The following is a 22523-nucleotide window of genomic DNA, read 5'->3' on the forward strand; positions in this document are numbered from 1 at the left end:
TGCCGATATGTCGGCCTGGTCGCACAACCTTCCTGCAAGTTCCGCTTCGGCGCCCTGCCCGGCTAACGGACGCCCGATTCCCGGCAACTACGGTAGCATCCGGCCATGTGTGGACGATTTGACCAAAGCCAGACCGCGCGCCACTACGCCAATGTGTTCGGCTGGACCGATGCCGTGTTCGACAGCGAATCGGGGCCGACCACGAACGCGGCGCCCGGCACCTACCGGCCCGTGCTGCATGTGCAGGACGGCGAGCATCGCGTCGACGACGTGTTCTGGAGCTACCGCCCGCGTTGGGCCGAAGGCAAGATCCCGATCACCATCAACGCCCGCCTCGAGAAGCTTGGCAGCAGCTACTGGTCGCGCCTGCTCAAGAACGGGCGCGGCATCGTGCCGGCCGAGGGCTGGTACGAATGGACGGGAGAAAAAGGCCACAAGCAGCCCTGGCACATCCACCGCAAGGACCACGAACCGCTGTTCCTGCTGGCGCTGGCCAACTTCGGTCCTTTCGAGGAAAACCGCGCCGAGGCCGGCTTCGTGCTGGTCACCGACGATGCCTCCGGCGGCATGCTCGACATCCACGACCGGCGCCCGGTGGTCATGAACGCCGAGGATGCGGCGCTGTGGCTGTCCCCCGCCCTCACGCCCCAGCAGGCGCTGGAACTGGCGCGCCACGCCGCCGTCGCGGCCGAGTCCTTCGACTGGTACAAGGTCAGCAAGAAGGTCAACAATGCCAGCGCCGACGGCCCGCAGATCGCCCGGCCGCTCGACGACCAGGACGACGAGGCCTAGCTTTCAATTAATGTAGATGACGGCCGGCGACGGGCTCGGCGTCCCAGGCGGCGGCGCCGGGGCCGGTGCCGGCGTGGCAGCCAGGGGCCGGGTAGCCTCGGCCTGCTGTTCCAGCCGGGGATTGCTTTCCTCGGGGCCGGGTTCGGTGCTGACGTCGGTGGCGGCGCCGCTCGCCTGGCCGGCCGCGGAATCGGCGCCGCCGGCTGCAGTGGCGGCACTGTCCATGATGTCGCCGGCGGTCCGGGCCCGGGTTTGCGGGGCACGCTGGTCGGTGACGCCGGCGCCGCATGCGCTCAACACCATGCAGATGATCGAAGCAAAAGAAGCGCGTTTCTTCATCAAAAAAGTTTCTTGCGAAAAAAGTTAACGTGCTTCTTTGACGCAGGGAAACTGTCGGAGTTCAACGCATTCCAATGAAAACTTTCCTGTTGTAATTAAACGCAAACAAAATGCCGGATGAACCCGACACAGATCAGCTTGTGCGCACGATGTTATGAGCTGCGTCGTATTGCGTGCGGAAACTGACTCGCTGTGAACATGGTCTTAACACACAGACCAAGAGACATAGCGAGGATTGCGCGATGGGCGAATACCTGAGGATTCAAGAAATGCTCAAGGAAGGCGAGGCATATGCCGGGCTGATCCTGGGCAAGGACGGCGAAGCCGACTACCACCTGGTGCTGCTGGCGGACGACGTGTCGGATGTGAGCTGGCCGACGGCCCGCGAATGGGCGGGCTCGCAGGATGCGGACCTGCCGACGCGGCGCGAGCTCGCCCTGCTGTTCGCCAACCTGCGCGAACGCTTCGACCGTGTGTGGTACTGGTCGAGCGAACAGCACGATACCCGGCCACAGCTGGTATGGGGGCAAAACTTCGCCAGCGGCATCCAGACCGTGTATGGCCGCCCCTTCCGCGGCCACGCGCGCGCCGTGCGGCGGATCGGCAGCAGTTGAGCCGCCTGCCGATCCGTCACGGCCTGTGAAGACGCTTACCTGGCGGCGGAAGCGGCTGCCGGCGCGGCGATGTTCGAGCGGCCGATCGGCTGGTCCATATTCGCCAGGAACCAGGCGGTCGTCGCCATGACGGCAACGTGGCGGCGCAGGTTTTCCGGATCGACCTTGTCGAAGGTGTCGGCCGTGGTGTGGTGGTAATTGAAGTAGTTGGCCGAATCGATCCACGGTTCGAAGCTCGGCACGCCGGAGGCTTCGAGATCGTGCAGGTCGCCCGCACCGACCACGTCTTCACGGCGGAAGGCGCCCGCGCCCATCGGATAGAGGGCGGCTTGCAGCGGCGCCAACAGCTTTGCCGACTGCTGGCCGATGCCTGCGCGAATGCCGAAGGGACGGCCCGAGCCGTTGTCGTCCTCGTAGGCGGCGAAATGCTTTTCCGCCGTCGACTTGTTGACATCGTCGTAGTGCTTGCCGCCGCGGCCGCCGTTCTCCTCGTTCATCCAGGCGACCACGCGGATGGTGCGGCGCGGACGGTAGTCGAGCTTGCGCAGGGTGTCGATCACGCCCATGGCGCTGACAACGCCCGAGGCGTCGTCGTTGGCGCCGGTGGCAAGGTCCCAGGAATCGAGGTGACCCGACACCAGCACGATCTCGTCGGCCTTGTCGGTGCCCGGCCAGTCGGCGATCACGTTGAAGCTGTCGGCATCCGGCAGGGTCTGCGGGGTCAGGGTCAGGTGCAGGCGCACCGGACCGCGCTTGGACAGGCGGGCGATCAGCATCGAGTCTTCGATCGTGACCGCGGCCGCCGGGATGCGCTTGTCCGCCGGCAAGTTGGTGGCGCCGGTGTGCACGATGCGGTAGGCTGCGCCGCCGACGGCGCGCACCAGGGCTGCCTGGGCGCCCATCTCGGCCGCCATGCGCGGACCGGCGCCGCGGAAGGCCACCGCCTGTCCGTAGGCGGTGCCGGCCAGGCCGCGGTCGGCCATGTCCTGGTCGAAGGGCACGTCGAACAGCACGATGCGGCCCTTCACCTCGGCCGCGCGCGCCTTCAGTTCGTCGAAGCTGCGCACCACGATCACCTCGGCCGTGATGCCGGCCGCCGGGGTCGCGCCCGAGCCGCCGAGGGCGGTCAGCACGACTTTCTGGGTGACGCCTTCCGGACGGCCCTTGTAGTCGACCACTTCGGCGGTCTCGACGCCGCGCACCCAGTGCGGCACCTTGACCGGCTGCAGGGTCACCTTGGCGCCCAGCTTGCGCAGCTCGGCGGCCACCTGGGACACGGCGGCGGCGGCGCCGGCGGAACCGGACAGGCGCGGGCCGACCAGGTCGGTCAGGTCTTCGAGGCGCTGGTAGGCATAGTCGCTCTGCATCGCCGTATCCCGCACCTTGGCGAGCGCGGCCGGATCGTTACCGGGAGGGGCAGCGTTTGCGCTGCCCGCAGTCGCGAGGCCGGCCAGCAGGCTGGCAGCGACGAGGGTCAGGGCGGGAAGGCTGATGCGGCGGTCCATGCGTTTGTCCTTTTCTTTGGGTCGAAATGACCGAAACAATAACGCAATCGCTGCCGTTTTAGGAAATTTATTGCCGTAAATACATAATTGGTGGATTGTTACGCGGGCACCAGCCGCACAAGCGTAATCTCCGACGGCGCCCCGAAACGCTTGGGCGGTCCCCAGTAGCCGGTGCCGCGGCTGGTATACACCCACAGCGAGCGCACCCGGTTCAGGCCGGCAACGAAGGGCTGCTGCAGCGGCACGAACAGGTTCCACGGAAAGAACTGGCCGCCGTGGGTGTGGCCGGACAGTTGCAGGTCGAAACCGGCATCGGCCGCCGCCGGCGCGCTGCGCGGCTGGTGGGCCAGCAGGACTTTCACGGCGACGTTGTCCGGTGCGCCGGCCGCCGCCTGCTGCGGGTCGCTCTTGTGCAGGGGGTTGAAATGCTGGGCCGTATAGTCGGTCACGCCGGCGATCATCACGGCAGCCTGGCCGCGGCGGCGGATCACGTGTTCGTTCAGCAACACGCGCAAGCCCAGGCGGCGCACCTCCGCGATCCACTGCTCGGCGCCGGAATAGTATTCGTGGTTGCCGGTGACGAAGAACACGCCGTCGGGCGCGGCCAGGCGCTCCAGCGGCTGGGTATGCATGGCCAGGCGCTGCACGCTGCCGTCGACCAGGTCGCCGGTCACGGCGATGGCGTCGGCCTTCAGCGAATTGACCTTGTTGACGATGGCGTTCAGGTAGGCGCGCTTGATGGTCGGGCCGACGTGGATGTCGGAAATCTGGGCGATCGCATAGCCTTCCAGTTCCCTCGGCAGGCCGGCGATCGGCACGTCGACCTTGACCACGCGCGCGAGCCGGCGCGCATTGATGAAACCGATGGCGGTGACGGCCAGGGCCAGCAAGGGCACGGCGACGGCGCTGTCGAATGCGAGCGCGGGGCTGCCGGCGCCCGCCAGGGTGAGGATCAACAACAGGACGTCGCGCACGAAGGTCAACACCAGCAGCGAGGAAAAGAAGCCCATCGCCAGCAGGCCGGCCCACGACAGCGGGCCGGACCAGCGGCTGCGGCGCAGGCTGGGCGCCACCAGGCCGATGCGCACCAGCACCGCCGAGATGCTCAGCAGGATGATGCCGAGAAATATGCCGACCAGCCCGGCGTTCATGCCGGGCAACAGGCGCAGGCCGATATACAGGTGCACCAGTACCAGGATTGCAAGAACAGACATATTGGATCGACGGCGCGCCATGGGCTGGTGTAAAGAAGTAGAGACCCCAGCTAGATGGGGCAGCCTTGGCCGAGTGCAAGCCCTGCCGCCTGAAATGTTACGATGCCTGATGCATGTGTAAGATTCTGTATTCACCCGTGGCAGCCTCGCCGGTGGGGGCTATAGTGACGTCATGCCTTGCGTCGTAGCGATCATGTTGATCCCCGTAGAGGCCGAAGGAAAAGCCATGTTGAACAAAAAATGCTTTGGTGCGGTACTCCTGGCCGCGGCCGCCGTGTCCTCCACGGCAATGGCTCAAGATCGGGGAGCGAACACCGTCATCGGCGCGCTGGCCGGCGCAGCCATCGGCGGCGGTGCGGCGGGACGCGACGGCGCACTGGTCGGCGCAGCGATCGGCGCGGCCGTCGGCAACTCGGTGCGCACGAACGACGATTACTATTACCGCGATCGCGGCTACGTGTCGAGCGGCTATACGAACAATTACTACTCGAGCGGCTACTACCAGCCGGCGCCTGCCGCCGTCTATGTGGAATCGCGCCCGAGCTATTACTACGAGCCGCGTCCGGTCTACGTCGAGTCGCGCCCGGTGTACGTGGAATCGCGTCCCTACTATGACCGTGGCCGCTACTACGATCGCGGCCGCTACTATGACCGCGGCGGCTACGACCGCCACGACCGCTACGACCACGGTGGCTGGCACCGCTGATCGCTTGCCATCCATGAGAACCGCGCCCAGGCGCGGTTTTTTTTCGTCCTCCCCCCGCTAGCCCCGATTGGCGGCGCCTGTGCCGCCGCCAATCGGGAGGACACATGCTCGAAGCGGGCGACATCATCACCCTGACGGCCGGCGCCTGGCGCCTGAGCGAACCGCTGGCAGGCTCCAGCTATGGCCTGCTGTGGCATGCGCTGCCTTGCGGCAGCGGCCAGCCGGCCGTCCTCAAGCTCGTCAATACCGCACAGATGGCGCTGGCCCTGCCGCCGCAGCGCCCGCGCTGGAGCGCCTGCCTGGAAGCCGAAATCGCCTTCCTGCGGGCGCTGCGTCCCTGGGACCAGCGCCACATCGTGCGCTTGCTGGACAGCGGCGAGCACCACGGCCAGCCAGCGATGGCCCTGGAACTGCTCGACGGCGACCTGGCGCGCCACCTCGACGCCCTGCGCGCGCGCGGCGCTGCGCCCTCCTTCCCGCAAGCCCTGGACTGGACCGCCCAGGCCAACCAGGCCCTGGCCAAGGTCCACCAGTACGGCTGGCGCCACCTCGACCTGAAACCGGCCAACCTGCTGGTCGACCGCGGCGGCGCGCTGAAGCTGGCCGATTTCGGCACCAACCGCCCGCTGGCGGAACGCGCCGCGCATTCCTATGCCGGCACCGCCAACTGGCAGGCGCCCGAGCAGTTCTTCCCCGATGCCGATGGGCGCTATCAAACCGATGCGCGCAGCGATTATTTTGCCCTCGGCGCCCTGCTCTACCACCTCGTCACCGGCGCGATGCTGCGCTTCTGCAGCGCCTGCGGCACGGCCTGGCGCGAACACGGGAACGATGGCGCGGCCGTCCTGCGCACGCGGCACGGCGGCGCCCTGCCAGCCATCCTGGCGCCGGACGAAGCCGCGCTCTACCTGCGCCATGCCGGCCTTGCCGGCGGTGCTGCCGGCGAGGCGGCCCTCGGCCTGCTGCGCGCCCTGCTGGCTCCGCGACCGGAACAGCGCCCCCGCCACGCCCTCGAGATCAGCCGCCTGATCGAGCGCGCACGCGGCGCCTGCGCCCATGAAACCGTGCGGAGGGCGGCATGAGCGGCGCCGCGCTCCATCGCCAGGCGGCCGGTCTGCCACGTGCCGCGGCCGCGCCGGCCGCGGGCATCCGCGTCTGGGGCGGCCGGACGCTGGTCGCCGCCGTGCTTCTGCTGCTGTGCGTCCTGCAGCTGGCCTGCCTGCTGCGCGCGCCGGCGGCGTGGATGCCGGCCCGGGTCACGGTGGCGCTGGATGCCGGCAAGGAGCTTACGCTGGACGGCGCCGCCCTCGGCCTGTCGCCGGCCGAGGGTGCGCGGATCCGCCTGCGCCGCGACGCCGGCGGCGCCTGGTCGGCCGCCGGTGCCGCCTCGACGGCGCTGCTGGTCCAGCATGGCGATACGCGGCGCCGCGCCGGCAGCGTGCTGCTGGCCCAGGGCCAGCGCTTCCAGCTCGGCGCCGCCGGCTTCGAAGTCGATGGCGTCGACGCCGGCAGGGTCGCCTTCTCGCGCGCCGGGGCCCGATGGCGCTACGACGGCGCCACCCTGCTGCGCGATGGCCGGCCCCAGCCCGACTGTCCGGATACCCGGCTGGCGGCGCGCCTGGCGGGCGCCTGGAACCGCTGGCTGCCGTCGGCACTGGGCTTCGACCGCCCGCTGGTCTTCGGCGGCAACCTGGATTGCGGCAACCGCATCGCCATCGCCGGCGTGGCGGCGCCCGGCGCCACCCTCCGGCAGACCGCCAACGGCATGCTGCTGGCGGGCGGTGCCGGCATCCAGCAGGCACCGCTGCTGCTGCAGCCGGCCGGGCATCCGCATGACGCCCTGCTGCTGGCCGAGCGCGAGGAGAGCCTGGAGGGCGCCGGCGCCCTCCAGCTGGGCCGCACCCGCCTCCTGCTGGAACGCAACGGCGACCTGCTGCACCTGCAGCCGGTCTCCCACGTCGCCCTGTACCGCGAAGCCCAGCAGCGTCTTCCCGAAGGCCTGAGCTGGTCGTGGACGCGGCGCGATCACTGGCGCCTGCCGGAGCAGGCGATGCTGCCGCTGGCCGGCGTGCTCGGACTGACGCTGGCCACCGGCATCGCCCTGCTGCTGGGCGGCGGCGCTCGCCGCCTGGGCAGCCGGCGCACGCTCGGCGCGCTCGCCTCCCTGCTGCTGGCCGGCCTCGGCGCGGCGCTGATGTTCCTGCAGAAGACCGGCGCGCCGGCCGGCGCCGGCATCGGCCTGCTGGTGGCCTGGGCCGCGCTGTGGTGCCTGTGGCTGTCGGGCGGCCGTTCGCTGGCCGCCGGCGCGGCCGTGCTGCTGTTCGCGGCCGGCCTGCTGGCGCAGCTCGAACTCGGCCTGGGCACGCCGGAATCGTCCTGGCTGCGCCATGCCGGCAAGACCGGCGCCCTGCTGGCGGTCGGCGCCGGCGCCTGCGGCCTGCTGCGCGCGCTGCGCTGCGCCCCGCACCGGCGGCCGCTGCCGCAGGCAAGGCTCGAACTGGGCCTGCTGGTGCTGAGCGCTATCGCCCTGCTGCTCCTGCTGCTGCAGGTCGCGTTCGGCGACGAGACCGGGGTCTACGACCTGCAGCCGGTCGAATTCGCCAAGCTGGTGCTGGCCGCCCTCACCGCCCACTGCCTGGCGCTGGCGACGAGCAGCCAGCCGGCCCTTGGCGGCCCGCTGCTGCGCGTGCTGCGCCTGGGCGCGCCGGCCCTGCTGTTCCTGGTGCTGCTGGCGGTGGCGCTGGTGCAGGTCGACGACTACTCGCCGCTGGTGCTGTTGACGGTCTGGGGATGCGCGATGGCGCTCGCATTCGCCCTGGCCGGCGGCCGGCACTGGCTGGCCGCCGCCTGCGTCGGCACGGCGCTGGCCGCGGTGGCCGGTGTGGTGCTGCTGCGCGTGGCCGGCCCGGCCGAGTTCGCGCGCTGGAATTTCTATGCCGACCGCTTCCTGGTCTGGCTCGACCCCGGCTCGCATCCGCATACCGGCCAGCAGCTGCTGCTGGGTGCACAGGCCATCGCCAGCGGCGGCTGGTTCGGCGCCGACCACGTCTTCGGCCTGGCGGCGCTGGGCCAGGATGCCGGCGCCGTGGTGCGCATCCCGGCGGTGCAGGACGATTTCGCGCCTTCCTTCTTCCTGAACCGCCACGGCCTGGCCGCCGGCCTGCTGCTGTGGGCGCTGCAGGCGCTGTTCCTCGCCGGGCTGCTGCACACGGCGCTGCGCTGCTGGCTGGAGGGCGCCCGCGCGCGCGACTTCCGCCTGGCCTGGCTGGCGCGCTTCCGCTGCTTCCTGCTGTGCGGTGGGGCCGCCTTCGTGGCTGGCCACCTGCTGCTCTCGTGGGGCACCAACCTCGCGATCTTCCCGGTCATGGGGCAGCCGATGAGTTTTCTCTCGGCCGGCGGCTCGCACCTGCTGTTTTTCATCTGCCCCCTGCTAGCGCTGTGCGTCGCCAGCGAACCTGCCCATCCATAGAGGAGAACCGATCATGCCCGTCTACGTCCAGCACGAAACCCTTGCCAGGGTCAACGATGTGTTCAGCCCCGAGGCGATCTGGCAGGCGCCCGGGCTCGCCCTGTTCTCGCGCCGCCCGCTGCTGCGCGACCTGCTGGAGCGCGCCCCGCGCGAACAGCGCGGACGTGCCGCCACCCGCTGCTTCTCGCACGTGACCCTGGCCCTGCCGCAGGAAGAAGTCGACGACGACCGCCACCTGACGCGCGGCGCCCGCGTGCGCGACCTGGCCCAGGGCCTGGCGGCGCTGCACCAGAAGGATTTCGGCGACCTGCTCGGCGGCGACGAGGTACGCTACCACGTGGTCGGCGCCGAGGACCTGGCGCCGGGCGAAGTCGAAGTGCGCTTCGGCCACGCCGTCTACCTGCCGGCGCCGGGCGAGAAGGTGCAGTACACGGTCAGCGTCTCGCGCGACAGCGCGGTATGGAAGACGGTCTGTCCGGTCTACCCGAACCAGCGCCTTACCCTGATCGGCAACGACGAACGCGAGGCGACCCACGTGGCGCCCGGCTGGCCCTTCGGCGCCGAGGGCGCCATCCTGCTGATCAACGACGGTCCCGACGCCCCGCTCGAGGTGCAAGTGCGGCCCAAGGATGCCTTCGAATGCGGCTGGGACCAGGCCGCCGGCTACTACACGATCCGCTCGCGCCGCGGCGGCGTCGATGCGTCCGGCGCACCCCTGCGCCTGCTGCTGCGGATTTCGCCGGCGCCCGGCGTCCGCACCGCCGCCTCGCCCTCGGCCCAGGTCCGGCCGACGGCTTCGCCGATTCCTGCACCGATTCCCGCGCCGATTCCGGCCCCGGTTCCGGCTCCGATCCCCGCACCGGTCCGGGCGCCATCGGCACCATCGGCCCGCCCCGCGGTCTGGAAGCCGCGCCAGGCCCTTGAAGCCGACATGACGGCGGTGCCGCTCGCCAAGCCGGCGCCGGCCACGATCGAAGCCGACGCCACCTACGCCCCGGTCGCACGCCAGCGGGTCGCCCTGGCGGCGCTGGCCCTGCCGCGCCTGTCGCGCTACCGCGAAACCGGGGCCCAGGCGCTGGAGATCGGCCTGAACCGGGCCCTGGCCCCTTCAAGCCAGGGCGCCGACGCCATCCTCAGCTTCGCCATCGACGACAGCGACACCGTGCATGCGGTGACGGCCGCGGGACGCCAGGCGGTGACGGCGCCCGGCAGCTTCAGCCCCCTCGACGGCGCCAGGGTCGATCTGCTGGCAATCGCCCCCGAGATGGCCGACCGTTACCTCGCCCTGCTGCGCCTGCCGCAGGCGCCGGCCCTGCCGGTAGCGCCGGGCGCGCGCTTCCTGTTCGGCCGCGGCGCGCCCATGCTGGCGGCCCTGCGCGTGCTGGATTCGCCGCGCTTCCTGCGCGCCCTGCCCGGAACGGCGCCCTCCAGCGCCGACCGCCTGGGCCTGTCGCGCAATGCCTTCAGCTTCGAGGCGGCGGACGACGGCTACCGCATCGCCCGCGCCAGCGCCACCCAGGCCCTCTACCACCTCGACGAGCAGCTGCGCTTCGTCGCGGCGATCGGCGAGGCCACGCCGGAGCAGCCCTACCGCCTGCCGCCCGGCCATCACTTGGTGGCCGGCCATTACGTGCTGCGCTTCGATGCCTGAGATCGGGCACCTGAGCATGAATGCGCCGATCCACTGGCCAGGGGCCGCGGCCTATGCGGCGGCGCTGGTGCTGACCCTGGTGCTGGCCGGCCTGCTGACCCCGCGCCGCTGGTGGCGCCGGCCGACCGCGGGTACGCTGGCCCTGGTCGGCGGCGGCACGCTGGGCTTCGGCATGCTGTTCGCCTCTCTGCTGCCGGCCGCGGCGCCGCCGGCACTCGCGGCAGCGCCACTGCCATTGGCTGCGCCCGTGCCCGCCATGCCGGTGCTGCGCTACCGCGTGGTCGACGACCTGAACCTGCGCGCAGCCAAGGCCACCGGCGCCCCGCGCCTGGCGGTGCTGCCGGCCGGGACCCTGGTCACGCGCACCGGCGCCGCGGACGGCGACTGGTGGCAGGTGCGCGCCCGCCTTCGGGGCAAGGAAATCGAAGGCTGGGCCAGCAGCCTGTGGCTACGCCGGGTCGACGAACGCGCCGCCGGCCCCTAGCGCCAGGCGCATCGGGTTGTAGCAGACGGTACTGGCCTGCATCGGGGCGGTGCGCACGAAACCGAGCGATTCGTAGAAGGGCACCGCATGGTTCGAGGAGTTGACCGTGAAGGCGCCCGGATGATCCGGCCCCAGCGCAGCTACGCGCGCCGCGTCCCACAGCCTGCGGGCGATGCCCTGCCGATGGAAGCGCTTGTCGACGTAGAGGCTGTAGACGTGGCTGCGCTGGCGGACGGCGATGAAACCGGCCAGCTCGCCACCGACCTCGGCCACATGGTAGACATAGCCGTCGGCCAGGAAGCCGCGCATGCCTTCCTCGCCCTGGGCGGCCAGGAAGGCGGCCGCGTTGGCGGGGCTGGACTCGTGCAGGATGAATTCTTCGGCGGCGGCGCGCAGGAGGCTGGCCGCCGCCGGGATGTCGTCGGATGTCAGGGGTCGAATGCGCATGGTTCGGCTAGTGTAAGGGAAAAACACCGCTAATCGTCGCTTGGCTTTTTGCCATTTGCGGTTAGAGTAGGGGCATGCAGACTTCCGAAGGCTCACTCGCGTCCTCCCTGCGCTTCGGCGCGCTCGACGTCGCCGCCGCCTCGCGGCTGGGCGCCGGCCCGCGCCTGCGCGAAGAAAACCAGGACAATCTGCTGCTGATCGATGCCGCCGGCCAGGCCGTCTGGCTGCAGGACCAGCAGCCGCAGCGCCGCCAGCTGGCACGCTGGCGGCAAGGCCATGCGCGCCTGGCCGTGCTGGACGGGATGGGCGGCCACGGCCACGGGCGCGAAGCGGCGGAAGCCGTGGCCGGCGGCCTGCTGGCAATCCCGCCCTGCGATACGGCCGCCGAGCTGACCCGCCACCTCGACCAGCTGCACGCCGACCTGCAGCGCCATTTCGCCCAGCTCGCGGGCACGGGACCGCGTCCCGGCACCACCCTGACCATGCTCGAGCTGCCGGCGAACGGCGAGCCCCTGCTCTACCACGTCGGCGACTCGCGCCTGTACGAGATCACGCGCGAACGCGTGGCCCCGCTCACGGTCGACCACGTGCCCGCCACCGCCTTCGCGATGGCCGGCATGCTGGACGAGCAGGAATGGTGGCAACAGGTGCATGGCGAGCACCGGCCGCAAGTGTCGCAAGCCTTCATCCTCGGGAATGCCTTCGCCAATCCGGCCCAGCTGAACGACCCGCTGTTCGAGCTGACGCCGCTGAACCTGCCGCCCTGGCTGTGCGCCCTGCCGGACCGCCGCACGCTGCAGCTGCGCCCGGGCGCGACCTACTTGCTGGCAACCGACGGCCTGTGGTCCTGTTCCGATCCCTATGGCTGGGTGAGCCAGTGGCCGCAGCTGCTCGGCGGCCGGCTGGATGCGGCCGGCATGCTGGCGGCGCTGCTGCGCGCCTACGCGGCCCATCCGCCCGCCTTTTTCTACCCGGACAACGTGACGGCCATCCTGCTGCGCGCCCCGGGCACGGCTGCGCGCGAAGAAACCGCGCTGCCGGGAATTTGATGCTTTTTAGCAAAAAATCTTGCCTATTGATGAATACGGCGCGCCGCCTCGCGTTAGAATCACGTAAGCTTCTCCCGACGCCAGCCAGCCTATTCCCGCAACCATGAAACGCTGCAGCAGCCCAGACCATCCGCACTGCACCGCCTGGGTCATGCCCGGCGAGCAGGCCTGCGCGCATGGCCACGGCCAGCCCGCCGCCGCCGCGCCCACGGCGGCGAACGCCCTCGGCTCCAGCTTCGACATGCTGCAGACGGTGCGCGCCAGGCGCAACGCGCTTGATGCGATCCGTCCGGGCGCCCCGGCGGCCCAGCGGGAATATGAGCGGCCGCATCTGCACATCAGTGGTTTCGACCCGCGCGCCGCCGGCGGGCGCCAGGCGATCAGGCTGGAACTGCGCGGCATGCCGGACGACGTCCCGGGCGAACTCACCATGCTGCTGCAATCGGCCCTGCTGCCCCAGGGCGGCGGCCGGCAAACCTTCAGCCGCAGCCTGCGCGGCGGCTGGCGCCCGGTGGTCGTCGAATTTTCCTCGCGCGGCCGCGAGCACGGCCAGTACCGGGTCGACGTCGAGCTGCATGCGCGCGATCCGGAACGGCGCGGCAGCGCGCACACCTGGGTCGCCACCGTGGTGCTGATGGTGCCGCGCCTCGACGCCTCGCTCGCCGAGATCCACCAGACCTATCTGGCGGCGCGCAAGAACGTTCGCATCCAGGCCGACGACGCCTCGATCGCCCGCCTGCACGGACTCGACGCCGCCGGTCCGCTCGACATCGCCATCGACGCCCGCAACGCCTCGATCGCCCAGCTGCAGTTCGGTCCCGCCCACGGCAAGATCGACATGGGACTGCCGACCATCGCCTGGGACGAAGACCTGATCGAGATCGACCTGCCGGCCACGCGCCCGGCCCATCCCTGCCCGGCGTCCAGCGCCTGCCTCGTCTACGCCGAGCCCGATGCCGGCATGCAGCGCCACCTGCGCCTGCTTGCCCTCGACGAATGGGTGCTGGGCCGGATGGAAGCCGGCGCCGGCGGGCAACTGCTGGAAGCCGAAGCAGACCTGCTGCTGTGCCATTACGGCCAACACGGTCCCGAACACCAGGGCCTGACGCGGCGCATCTCGGCCCGCCACGCGGTGATTCGCCGCGGCCGGCAGGGATTCGAGATCGAAGACGTGTCGCGCTATGGCCTGCTGCTGGACGGCGCCTGGCCCGGCAAGCACAGCCCGGTACCGTTGCGGCCGGGCATGCGCATTGAATTGAGCGCCAGCATCAAGGGCATCGCCGTGCTGGTGGTGACGGCGCTGCTGCCGCATGCCGTGGTGCTGCACCGTGTCGATGCCGGCGGCGCGGCCGAGTGCTTCATGCTGCTGGCGCCGGAGACGCAGCCGGGGCCGGCGACGACGGCCAGCGCCCTGCCGCGCGCGGCCGTGCTGCCGCAGCTCTTCCACCGCGACGGCGGCTTCTGGCACCGCGATCCCGTCAGCGGCGCCGACACCCCGCTGGGTCCGACGGCCGCACTCGACCGCCTGGCCGGTTTTCACGGCCGGGTACGCTTTACCGCCACCTCCTACCCCGACTATCGCAGCGCCCGCGGCGCGGAACGCCGCGCCGCCGCCCAGCTGTCCGGCGCCTGACTCAGTACGGCCGCAACACCAGGAAGATCAGGGCTGCGCCCACCAGCAGGGCTGCCTGCAGGGAAAACACGATCACGGGAATGCGGATGTCGTCCGGAATGCGCATGGCAAACCTCCAGTCACACAAAGCACGTGACAGATTATCCCACACGCGTGGACATCAGCTCGCGCACGACGCGAAAGCCGACGATGTCGTTCGACAAGGCTGCTGAAAAGCCATTGCGCAAGGCCGAGCGCAGATAGCGCGGGTTGTACAGCCAGGAGCCACCACGCAGGATGCGGCGGGCCTGGTCGCCGCCCTCTTCCCAGGCGCTACCGTCGAGCGGCGCACCTTCGTAATTGTCGTGGACCACGTCCTGCACCCATTCCCACACATTGCCGTGCATATCGAACAGGCCCCAGGGATTGGCCGGGAACATGCCGGCCGGGGTGGTGCCGCGGCGGTACTCGCCGCGCGCGCCGCCGTTCCAGGTGAAGTTGCCATCGTAGTTGGCCTGGTCGGTGGAAATGCCGTCGCCGAAGCTGAACGCCGTCCTGGTGCCGGCGCGGCAGGCGTATTCCCATTCGGCCTCGCTCGGCAGGCGGTAGCTGCGGCCGGTCGCCTCGGAGAGCCAGCGCAGGTAGTGCTGGGCGTCGTACCAGTTGACGCCGACCACCGGGTGGGCGTCGGTCTGGGGAAAGCCCGGCGCTTCCCAGTCGACTTCGCCGCTCTGGCGCCAGCCGGTGGCGCGCACGAAGGCCCGCCATTCGCCCACCGTAACCGGATAGCGGCCCATGGCGATCGGCTTGTCGATGCCGACCCAGTGCTGGGGCAGCTCGCGCGCCAGCCAGCCCTTCTGCGAACCGGCTTCCATCGCGATCTTGCGCTCGTGCTCGGGTGAGCCCATCTGGAAGCGCCCGGTCGGCAGCAGCACCAGTTCCGGACCCTTGGCATCGACGTCCAGGAAGCGGTCACGCAGCACGCCCTCGAGGTCGGCCACTGGACTGGACGGGGTCGGCATCAGTTCTTCGAGTTCGGCCTGCTTGCGCGCCGCCTGCTCGACGCGGGCGCGCTGCTGCTGGGCGAGATAGGCCGCGGCGGCCCTGGCCTGGGCCTGCTTGCGCTGGACCTGTTCGGCCTCCTGGCGCGCCTTTTCCGCTTCGAGGACGCGGCGCTCCGCCAACTGGCGCCGCAGCTCTTCCTTGCGTACCCGGCGCGCCTCCTCGGCCGCCAGGCGGGCCAGCCTTTCCTGTTCGCGGCGCTGGCGGTCCAGCGCGGCCTGGGCGGCGGCCCTGGCCTCGGCTTCCACCCGGCGGCGCGCCTCGGTTTCGCGGGCGCGCCGCTGCGCTTCCGCGTCCATCGTCTCGCGCTCGGCGCGGGCGGCCTGCTCGGCCGCCTCTTGCGCCCGCAGATCCGCTTCGCTCGGCCCCCGGGCTTGCTCCAGCCGCTCCAGCAGCTCGCTCACGCTGCCGGGACGCGCGGCGGCGCTGGCCGCGAAACCGGTCTGCAGCGCCTCCCACTGGGCCTCATTGAGACCATCGGGCCGTGCCGGAATCTCGCGTCCGGCCTGGCCGTCGCCGAAAGGCAGGCGTCCGCTGAGCATCCGGTAGGCCATGACCGCCACCGCATGCACGTCCAGGCCGCGTCCCGGCGCGTCCTGGTCCGGCCCGCGTCCCGCTTCCGGCGCACGGTAGCCGGCGGTGCCCGAACTGGCCGGCGCCTCGACCGAAGGACCGCCGCTGCCGCGGGCGCGCGCGGCGATGCCGAAGTCGAGCAGCTTGACCTCGCCGGCGCGGGTCAGGAAGAGATTGGCCGGCTTGATGTCGCGGTGGACCAGGTGGTGGCGCTCCCAGGCATGCTCGAGGGCGGCGGCCACCGGCGCGAGCAGGCGTAGCGTGCGCTCCAGCCCCAGCCTGCCTTCGCGCGCCAGCAGGCTCTCCAGGTCTTCGCCCTCCAGGCATTCCATGATGATGAAATAGCTGGCCGTGGCCGGATCCTGGGCCCAGTCGTAGACCCGTACGATGTGCTCGTGGGCGAGCTGGCGGGCGCGCGCCGCTTCCTCGATCAGCAGTCGGGCGTGGGTGCTGTTCTGCGTCAGCTGGGGCGGCAGGATCTTCAGCGCGACCTGGGCGCTGTGTCCCAGCTCGGCGTGAGTGGCGAGGTCGGTGGCCTGCCACACCTGGCCCATGCCGCCGTGGGCGATCAGGCGATCCAGCCGGTAGCGGCGCTCGAAGGGCCCGACTTCCTGGCCGGCCATCAGGCCGATCTCGGTGCCGCGCCCGGCCGCCGCGGCCTGCACCGGCTCGTCCGCGGCGGCGGCGAGCGCCGTATCGCCCGGCGGCGCATAGGCAGCGTCGAGAATCGCGTTCTTGCGGCTGTCGAATTCCTGGCGGCTCAGCAGGCCGTCTTCGTGCAGGGCGCGCAGCTCGCGCAGCTTGTCGATGGCGGTCTGCATCATCCCCGCGCCGGCAGCGCGGCGCCACAGGTGGCGCAGAACCGGTCGCCCTGGTGGGCCTCCGCGTGAACACAGGCCTTCGGCGTCCCGGCGAAGTGAGCCGCCACCGCGCCGGCGACACCGGCGCCCAGCTGCGCCTGGGCAGCCAGCGCCGTCTTGTTGACGTCGTTCTGCAGGGCCAGCAGCTCCAGCTGGTGGCGGCGCTCGCGCTCTTCCTGGGCATCGCGGCGGCTGCGTTCCAGGTCGACCTGTTCCTGCGCCAGGCGCCAGGCATCGGTATTGCCGGCGCCGACCACCCCCGCCAGGGCCGCCAGCTGCTCGGCGCTCATGCCGGCGTGCTCGCGGGTCTTCATCACCTCGGCCAGCAGGGCCGCGTTGGCCGGCGCCACCAATGCCACCTTGGCGCTGTCGTCCAGCGCTCCCAGGGCCTGGGCGCGTTGGATCTCGAGACGGGCCAGGTCCAGTTCGTGGGCGCGCTGCTCGTGCAAGCCTTCGCGCTCGTTGCGCGCCACCAGGGCATCGGCCTCGATGGTGCGCAGCAGCTTCTCGTGCTGGGCCAGGGCGTCCTGTTGCGCGCCGCCGCGGCGCAGGGTCTCGACCTGCTGGCGCACCTGCTCGGCGTCCACCGACAGCCGCCCCGCCGCCTGGGCATCCTGCCATTCGAGCACCCGCTCGGCCTCGCGGCGGTGGGCCTCGTTTTCCAGCTGCAGCAGCTTCAGGCGCGCCACATGCGCTTCGTCCTCGATCTCGCGGGCGCGGCGGGCGGCGGCCTGCTCGGCCTCGTGCAGCCGGGCCAGCTCGGCGCGCTGGCGGCTGGCGTCCTCGATGCCGCGCGCCTGCTCGATCTTGTTGCGGATCTGCTGCTGCAGCAGCTGGTGGGTGAAGCGCTGCTGGGCGACGGCGCGCGCCTCGGCCGCATCCCGCTGCGCCACTTCCAGCTCGGTGCGCATGTGGATCGCGGCCAGCTCTCGCAGCTGCTGCCATTGCCCGGCCTCGTCGCGGCGCGCACCGCGCTTGCCGGCCAACTCGTGTTCGAGCGCCGCCACGGCGTCGACGGCGCCGCGTTCGATCGCCTGCTTGCGGGTCCGCGATTCGACGATGCGGCCGTACAGCTCGATCTGGCGCGCGCGGATCGCCTGGGCGCGCTCGGCATTCTTGAGCGAGAGTCCGGCCCGCTCCAGGCTCTCGTCCTGGCGCAGCTCGGCGCGGCGATGGCGCAGGCGGCCTTCCTGCTCCTCGCGGCGGATGCGGTTCCACTCTTCTTCGCCGTAGAGTTCGTCGAGCTGCTTTGCGTGTTCGAGGCGCACGCGCTGCTCGTCGGCGGCCAGCCACAGAGTGCCGATGAGTTTTCCAAATTCGGCGCGGTTCGCATCGAACTTGTCGTGGCGCAGGGCGATGGTGTCGACCCGCACCACCGCCAGCCCGTACTGGGACAGCAGCAGCGCCAGGCCGCCCTGCAGGTGCTGGTCGAGTTCCAGGCGCAGCTCGCGGCGGCCCGCCATCTCGCGCAAGGAGCGCGCGGCGACGAATTCGCGGGCCAGCTGGGCCAGCGGCGCTTCCAGCAATTCGCGCAGCTGGACGTCCTTGATCGTGCCCGGCATGGTCATGAAGTGGCGCGCGAAGGCCGGCACGTTCTCGATCCGCAGCGACAGCGTGAGCGTGGCATCGACCCGCAGGTGCTCGCAGGTGGCCAGGCCTTCGAGCGAGAATTCGACCGGCAGCGCGCCGCTGCGGGTGACGAGGATCTCGGCATGCTGGTCGCGCAGCAGGTTGTTCAGGCGGCTGAAGAAGCCTTCGATCTCGTACTCGCCCTGCGGCACCTCGGTGGCCTGCTCGCCCTGCAGGATGTAGGCGCGGGCGGTGGCCGGCACGTGCAGGGTCTTGACGAAGATGCCGGACAGGTCGCGCACGCCGAAGAACACGGCCAGTTCGTCCGGGCCGGGCGCCCAGCGGTTCTCGACCAGCACGGCCTTGTGGCGCGGCGCGCCCAGCAGCAGGCCGCAGGACCCGCAATAGCTCGCCGCACCGCCATTGCGTGCGTCGCAGCGAGGGCATTCCGACCCGCCGGTTCCGAACATCTTCAACATGATGACTCCTTCCGCATACCGCTCGGCAGCCGGACGATTCTAGCAGCCGCCCGGCCAGCCCGTTTTACGCACGACAATCGTGCGCCGCCTTCAAATGATCCCGATCCGTTCGACGCAGGCCAGGCTCGCACCCTGCGTCCGCAACTGCTCCGTGTAGCCTTCCGGCAGCCGCTCCTGCCAGGCGCGCGGCAGCAGGATGCGGTCGCCCGGCCCGGCTTCGCGCAGCAACAGCGCGCACTTGGGCGCCAGGCCGTCGACCTCGTCGACCCGGCCCGCGTGCCAGGCGCCGGAACAGCCGCTGGCGATCAGGCGTCCGCGCGGCACGAATTCGCGTCCGCGCGCGAGCCGGTCGGCCATTACCAGCGCCAGCTCCCAGGAGCGGCCGGCGAAGGCGTCGGCGCCGAAGCGCACCACGCTGCGCCAGCGGCCCAGCGCGCGGCCGTCGTAATGGCGGGCGCCGGCCAGCACCTGGCGCACGGCCAGCTGGCGCGCGGCGTCCTGGTCCGGCGCGGCGATGGTCTGTTCCTCCTCCAGCGTCTCCGGCCCGCCGTGGCCTGCGAGGGGGTGGACGCTGACCTCGACCCAGGCCAGGCTGCCGGCCTCGCCGCTGTGCAGCGGGAACCAGGCGCGCGCCGTCGATACCGCCGCGGACGGATCCGCGTGCCCGCTCAGCAGCCCCAGGTGCGGCAGGCCGCCGGCGCCGCCCAGCAGCGCATCGCCGGCCGGGACGGCCCCCAGGGTGTTACCGTCGACGCGGCCGCGCTCCCAGCCATCCGACCAGCCGTTCGCCGCCAGTGAAGCCTGGGGACGCAGCAGGCCACGCACGGTGCGGTCTGCCAGCACCGCCGCCAGTTCCCAGCCGCGCTCTCCGTCCGGCGGACGGCGGTCGAGGCTGAGCACCACCTGGTCGCGGCTGTCGAAGCCCGCCTCGGTCAGGCGCGCCAGGCGCAGCACCTGCTGCATGCGCTCGGCCAGGCGCGCATCGTCAGGCACCACGCACTTGACCTCGGCGCGGCCGGCGCGCGGACGGCGGCTCGCGGTCAGGGTCAGCACCGAACCGTCGGCCAGCGGGCAGCGGCAGTCCACCGATTCCAGGATGGCATTCATTCCGTTTCTCCCTCGGCGGCGACGGTAAGCGCTCGACGTCCTTCGCAATCGGCTTCCAGGTTGGCGACGATGCGTTCGGCCTCGCCGTACAACTGCGGCAGCGCGGCCTCGCCGGCCTGGCGCAGGCGGGCCAGCAGGGCCCAGGCCTCGTCCAGCGAGACGCAGGCCCGCCGGCTGTGGCGCGCACGGCGCAGCTGGGCGTCCCGGCCCAGGGGCTGGCCGGGCGCCGCCAATTCCAGCGCCGGCATCGCGTTGACGCCCACCGACACCAGGTCCAGGCGCTGCAGCAAGGCCTGCTGGCGCTGGAACGACTCCTGTGCGGCCGGCATGGCCGCCAGCCGCAGCCCGCACATCAGGCAGGGCAGCTCGAGGAACAGACGGCGCAGCGCCTTCGCGTCTTCCGGCGCCGGATCGAAGCGCGCGGCCGGTGCGCCGGCCGGGACCGGCTTAATGGACGCGGGAGCCGCTCCGAGCCGCGCTTCGGCCAGGCGCGCGGCACGCTGCGCCAGTTCATGCCCATAGTCGCGCGACTCGCCCAGGTCGACCGGCACGCAGTCGTCGACGGTCACGCCGAAGCGCATGTAGAGCAGCTGGTTCAGGCCCTGGCGGAAGGCATTCCACTCTTCCAGCGTGGTGCAGGGCGGCAGCTCCAGGCCGCCGGTGGCCAGCTCGTGCCGCAGCGCGCCCTCGATGGCCGCCGCCAGCGCCGCCAGCTCCAGCCTCCCGGATACCTCGGCCGCCAGGTAGAGGTCGAAGCGCTGCTGGGATGCCTGCGGGTCCGGCGCATCGACGGCGAAGCTGGTGCGCAAGCCGATCTCGGGCGCCGTCTCGAAGGGGACCAAGTCGGCCGTGTACGGCCCCGGATGGAAACCGTAGACGGTCTCGCCGGGACGCGCCTCGATGCGGCGCGCGGCCTGCAGGCGGCGCGTGCGTCCATCGCTGCCGACCACCACGGCCTGGCAGCCGGAAGGCGGCGCGCTGCCCGCCGGCAGCGCCAGCGCGACCACGGACCTGCCCAGTTCGCAGGCATCGGCGGCGGGTGCGGCGCGCTTGAAGAATCCCAGCATCATGTCCTCGTTCGGTCAGCAGTCGTTCAGCAGTCGTTCAGCAATTCCACGGCAAAGCCGGCGCCGCGCGCCTGCAGGTGGCCGGCCGGCGATTCGGCGAAGGGCCAGGCGGCTTCGCATTCGCCGTCCGCATCCAGCCGGCCTTCGAGCACGGTGTGGCCGGCGCCGTCGCTGACTCGCAGCGGCGCGCGCGCCGCCAGCAGGGCCGGTGCGAAGGGCGCGCCGGCGGCCAGCTGGACGATGGTCTTCCAGCCGGCGCCGGCCGGCAGGAAATGCAGGGTGAACCAGCCATCGTCGGTGCGCAGGGCCTCCAGCTCGCCGCTGCTGGCCGCGCGCAGGCGTCCGCGGCTGGCACGCCAACCATCGGCCGCGACCTCGCCGGCCTCGGCCGCGCGGCGTTCGATCGCCAGCTGGCGCAGCCGGCGCGCGGTCAGCGGCGAAGCCTGCAGGGCCGCGCGCTCGCCCGCCGTCAGCGGCCGGCTGCCGTCCAGCGCCGCGACGAGGGTCGCATCGGCCAGAACCAGGCGGTCGCCCTCGACCCGCCGGCCCAGCAGCAGGCGTTCCTGCAGCCGGCGTTCGCCGGCGGTATACGCTGCGGTCTTCATATTCATCCCGTTCTCCTCATGGTTGCCGCTTCCAGGCGGGCGATCGCGCCGTCGCGGCGCTTGCGCAAGGTCGGCAGCGATACCTCGGCCAGCGCCGCCAGCTGCTGCATGGTCGGCAGTTCGCCGGTGGCCGGATCGCGCCAGGCGTCCGGATAGGAATCGTCGCCGGCACCCAGCAGCTTCGCATACACGGCCAGGCGGATCGCGAGTCCGTCGCCGGCCAGCTCGCGCGCCACCCAGCCGGCGCGCTGCTCGGCCTCGCCCGCCGCCTGCATGTAGCCGGGGGGCAGTGAAACGGCGGCGGCCACGGCTTCCAGCCGCGCATCCTGCACGAAGGGCGGCTCGGGCTCGGCGTCCGCCGGGCCGTCGGCTTCCAGCTCGTCCTCGCGCGCTTCCAGGATCAGGTCCGGCCCCGGCGTCGCGCCCTGCTCCGATTCCTGCAGCACGCGCCAGTAGTCTTCCATCCACAGCGCGGCATCGTCGCGGTCCTGCAGCCAGTCGCGGTCGCGGTTGGCGGACAGGGCCTCGTAGTCGCCGATCTCGCCCAGCATGGCGGAGATCTTGTCGGGCGCGGTCTTGAGGCTGGCGAAGCGCTTCGAGCGGGTGTGCAGCGGACCGGGATTGCCGGCAAAGGCTTCATGGGTCTCGCTCCAGCGCAGCAGCCATTCGGCGCGGCAGTCGGCGATCGAACGCAGCTGGCGCACCTCGATCGGCGTGCCGTGCAGCTCGCGCCCGAGGATGGCGCCGACCTGGGCGCGGTGCTGCTCCCAGTTGCCGAACAGGCGGGCGATCTCGCCGTAGGCCGTGTCCAGCATGCGGTAGGCGTACATGCGGTTCGGGCTGCAGGGACGGCCGCAGGCGGCCTGGTAGTTGTCGGCGTCGACCTTGTCGCGCAGGACCGCATACATATCGTTCACCTTCTTGCGCAGCAGGGCCTCGCCGCCGGCATCGAACCAGAACGGGGCGACGCGCGCGTGCTCGGCGGCGACGGCCGCGCAGAAGGCCTGCCAGTCGGCGGGACGGGCCTGCAGCTCGTACAGCAGGTCCAGGGCCAGTTCCAGCACCGTGTCGCCATAGCCGTTGCCGGAAGCCTGGGCCCGGGGCGTGCGGCGCGCCTGGCGCAGGCGCTCGCCGGTCAGCTCGACGTAGAGCGCCAGCGTCTCCTCGAGCGCCGCCGGATCGGACAGGCGCGCGCAGTCGCAGGCGCGCAAGGCCGCCAGCGAGCATTGCCCCAGCAGCTTGCGCACTTCCTCCCAACCAGGCTCCTGGAACCGGGTTCCCGGCAAACGCATACCATCCTCACTCTTGTGTCTACAACA

General features: G+C 71.2%; 19 protein-coding genes. 9 read left to right on the forward strand and 10 right to left on the reverse strand.

What is annotated here, in order from left to right:
• Window positions 1-105: 105 nt before the first annotated feature.
• The gene (locus AB4Z32_RS00450) at window positions 106-792 is read left to right on the forward strand and encodes an SOS response-associated peptidase (RefSeq protein WP_441933309.1); all 687 of its coding nucleotides are present in this window, start codon (window positions 106-108) and stop codon (window positions 790-792) included.
• A 3-nt stretch (window positions 793-795) separates the two neighbouring features.
• On the opposite strand, the gene AB4Z32_RS00455 is transcribed toward AB4Z32_RS00450, so the two are convergent.
• On the reverse strand, window positions 796-1131 hold the full coding sequence (locus AB4Z32_RS00455) for a hypothetical protein (protein WP_441933310.1): 336 nt from the start codon (window positions 1129-1131) through the stop codon (window positions 796-798).
• Between the two features lie 242 nt (window positions 1132-1373).
• Between AB4Z32_RS00455 and AB4Z32_RS00460 the strand changes: the two genes are divergently transcribed.
• Window positions 1374-1745: a DUF1566 domain-containing protein gene (locus AB4Z32_RS00460; protein WP_441933312.1), complete on the forward strand. Its 372-nt coding sequence runs from the start codon at window positions 1374-1376 to the stop codon at window positions 1743-1745.
• Between the two features lie 35 nt (window positions 1746-1780).
• On the opposite strand, the gene AB4Z32_RS00465 is transcribed toward AB4Z32_RS00460, so the two are convergent.
• Both AB4Z32_RS00465 and AB4Z32_RS00470 read right to left on the reverse strand, forming a co-directional pair.
• On the reverse strand, window positions 1781-3250 hold the full coding sequence (locus AB4Z32_RS00465; protein ID WP_441933313.1) for a M20/M25/M40 family metallo-hydrolase: 1470 nt from the start codon (window positions 3248-3250) through the stop codon (window positions 1781-1783).
• 98 nt (window positions 3251-3348) lie between these two features.
• Window positions 3349-4485: a metallophosphoesterase gene (locus AB4Z32_RS00470; RefSeq protein WP_441933315.1), complete on the reverse strand. Its 1137-nt coding sequence runs from the start codon at window positions 4483-4485 to the stop codon at window positions 3349-3351.
• 205 nt (window positions 4486-4690) lie between these two features.
• Between AB4Z32_RS00470 and AB4Z32_RS00475 the strand changes: the two genes are divergently transcribed.
• From AB4Z32_RS00475 to AB4Z32_RS00495, 5 genes are all read left to right on the forward strand, one after another.
• A complete protein-coding gene (locus AB4Z32_RS00475) occupies window positions 4691-5170 on the forward strand; it encodes a glycine zipper domain-containing protein (protein ID WP_441933317.1) in 480 nt (159 codons plus the stop codon).
• A gap of 104 nt (window positions 5171-5274) precedes the next feature.
• The gene (locus tag AB4Z32_RS00480; protein ID WP_441933319.1) at window positions 5275-6252 is read left to right on the forward strand and encodes a protein kinase domain-containing protein; all 978 of its coding nucleotides are present in this window, start codon (window positions 5275-5277) and stop codon (window positions 6250-6252) included.
• Entirely contained in the window at window positions 6249-8639 is a 2391-nt protein-coding gene (locus tag AB4Z32_RS00485) for an FtsW/RodA/SpoVE family cell cycle protein (protein WP_441933321.1), read from the forward strand. Before AB4Z32_RS00480 ends, AB4Z32_RS00485 begins: the two co-directional genes overlap by 4 nt.
• A 13-nt stretch (window positions 8640-8652) precedes the next feature.
• Window positions 8653-10290, forward strand: a complete 1638-nt coding sequence (locus tag AB4Z32_RS00490) for a hypothetical protein (protein ID WP_441933322.1) — start codon at window positions 8653-8655, stop codon at window positions 10288-10290.
• Window positions 10283-10774: an SH3 domain-containing protein gene (locus tag AB4Z32_RS00495; RefSeq protein ID WP_441933324.1), complete on the forward strand. Its 492-nt coding sequence runs from the start codon at window positions 10283-10285 to the stop codon at window positions 10772-10774. The genes AB4Z32_RS00490 and AB4Z32_RS00495 overlap by 8 nt, the downstream gene beginning before the upstream one ends.
• Here the strand turns inward: AB4Z32_RS00495 and AB4Z32_RS00500 are convergent.
• Window positions 10739-11221 (reverse strand): GNAT family N-acetyltransferase, encoded by a 483-nt coding sequence (locus tag AB4Z32_RS00500; protein ID WP_441933326.1) that lies wholly within the window; start codon window positions 11219-11221, stop codon window positions 10739-10741. The two genes, AB4Z32_RS00495 and AB4Z32_RS00500, sit on opposite strands and share 36 nt — an antisense overlap.
• 74 nt (window positions 11222-11295) lie before the next feature.
• Between AB4Z32_RS00500 and AB4Z32_RS00505 the strand changes: the two genes are divergently transcribed.
• Window positions 11296-12270: a PP2C family protein-serine/threonine phosphatase gene (locus AB4Z32_RS00505; RefSeq protein WP_441933327.1), complete on the forward strand. Its 975-nt coding sequence runs from the start codon at window positions 11296-11298 to the stop codon at window positions 12268-12270.
• Window positions 12271-12373: 103 nt separating this feature from the next.
• Window positions 12374-13903 carry an FHA domain-containing protein gene (locus tag AB4Z32_RS00510; RefSeq protein ID WP_441933329.1) on the forward strand — a complete coding sequence of 510 codons (1530 nt, stop codon included), beginning with the start codon at window positions 12374-12376 and terminating at the stop codon, window positions 13901-13903.
• Window positions 13904-14043: 140 nt separating this feature from the next.
• On the opposite strand, the gene AB4Z32_RS00515 is transcribed toward AB4Z32_RS00510, so the two are convergent.
• The 6 genes from AB4Z32_RS00515 to AB4Z32_RS00540 form a co-directional block, all read right to left on the reverse strand.
• Window positions 14044-16341 carry an SUMF1/EgtB/PvdO family nonheme iron enzyme gene (locus AB4Z32_RS00515; protein WP_441933331.1) on the reverse strand — a complete coding sequence of 766 codons (2298 nt, stop codon included), beginning with the start codon at window positions 16339-16341 and terminating at the stop codon, window positions 14044-14046.
• A complete protein-coding gene (locus tag AB4Z32_RS00520; RefSeq protein WP_441933333.1) occupies window positions 16338-18425 on the reverse strand; it encodes a hypothetical protein in 2088 nt (695 codons plus the stop codon). The genes AB4Z32_RS00515 and AB4Z32_RS00520 overlap by 4 nt, the downstream gene beginning before the upstream one ends.
• A 90-nt stretch (window positions 18426-18515) precedes the next feature.
• The gene (locus AB4Z32_RS00525; protein ID WP_441933335.1) at window positions 18516-19532 is read right to left on the reverse strand and encodes a hypothetical protein; all 1017 of its coding nucleotides are present in this window, start codon (window positions 19530-19532) and stop codon (window positions 18516-18518) included.
• Window positions 19529-20602 (reverse strand): hypothetical protein, encoded by a 1074-nt coding sequence (locus AB4Z32_RS00530; RefSeq protein WP_441933337.1) that lies wholly within the window; start codon window positions 20600-20602, stop codon window positions 19529-19531. The genes AB4Z32_RS00525 and AB4Z32_RS00530 overlap by 4 nt, the downstream gene beginning before the upstream one ends.
• A 23-nt stretch (window positions 20603-20625) precedes the next feature.
• Window positions 20626-21210 (reverse strand): hypothetical protein, encoded by a 585-nt coding sequence (locus tag AB4Z32_RS00535; protein ID WP_441933339.1) that lies wholly within the window; start codon window positions 21208-21210, stop codon window positions 20626-20628.
• Entirely contained in the window at window positions 21207-22496 is a 1290-nt protein-coding gene (locus AB4Z32_RS00540) for a hypothetical protein (protein ID WP_441933340.1), read from the reverse strand. Before AB4Z32_RS00540 ends, AB4Z32_RS00535 begins: the two co-directional genes overlap by 4 nt.
• Window positions 22497-22523: the final 27 nt, after the last annotated feature.

The sequence above is a fragment of the Massilia sp. 2TAF26 genome (genome assembly GCF_052115005.1).
Taxonomy (GTDB): domain Bacteria; phylum Pseudomonadota; class Gammaproteobacteria; order Burkholderiales; family Burkholderiaceae_D; genus Telluria.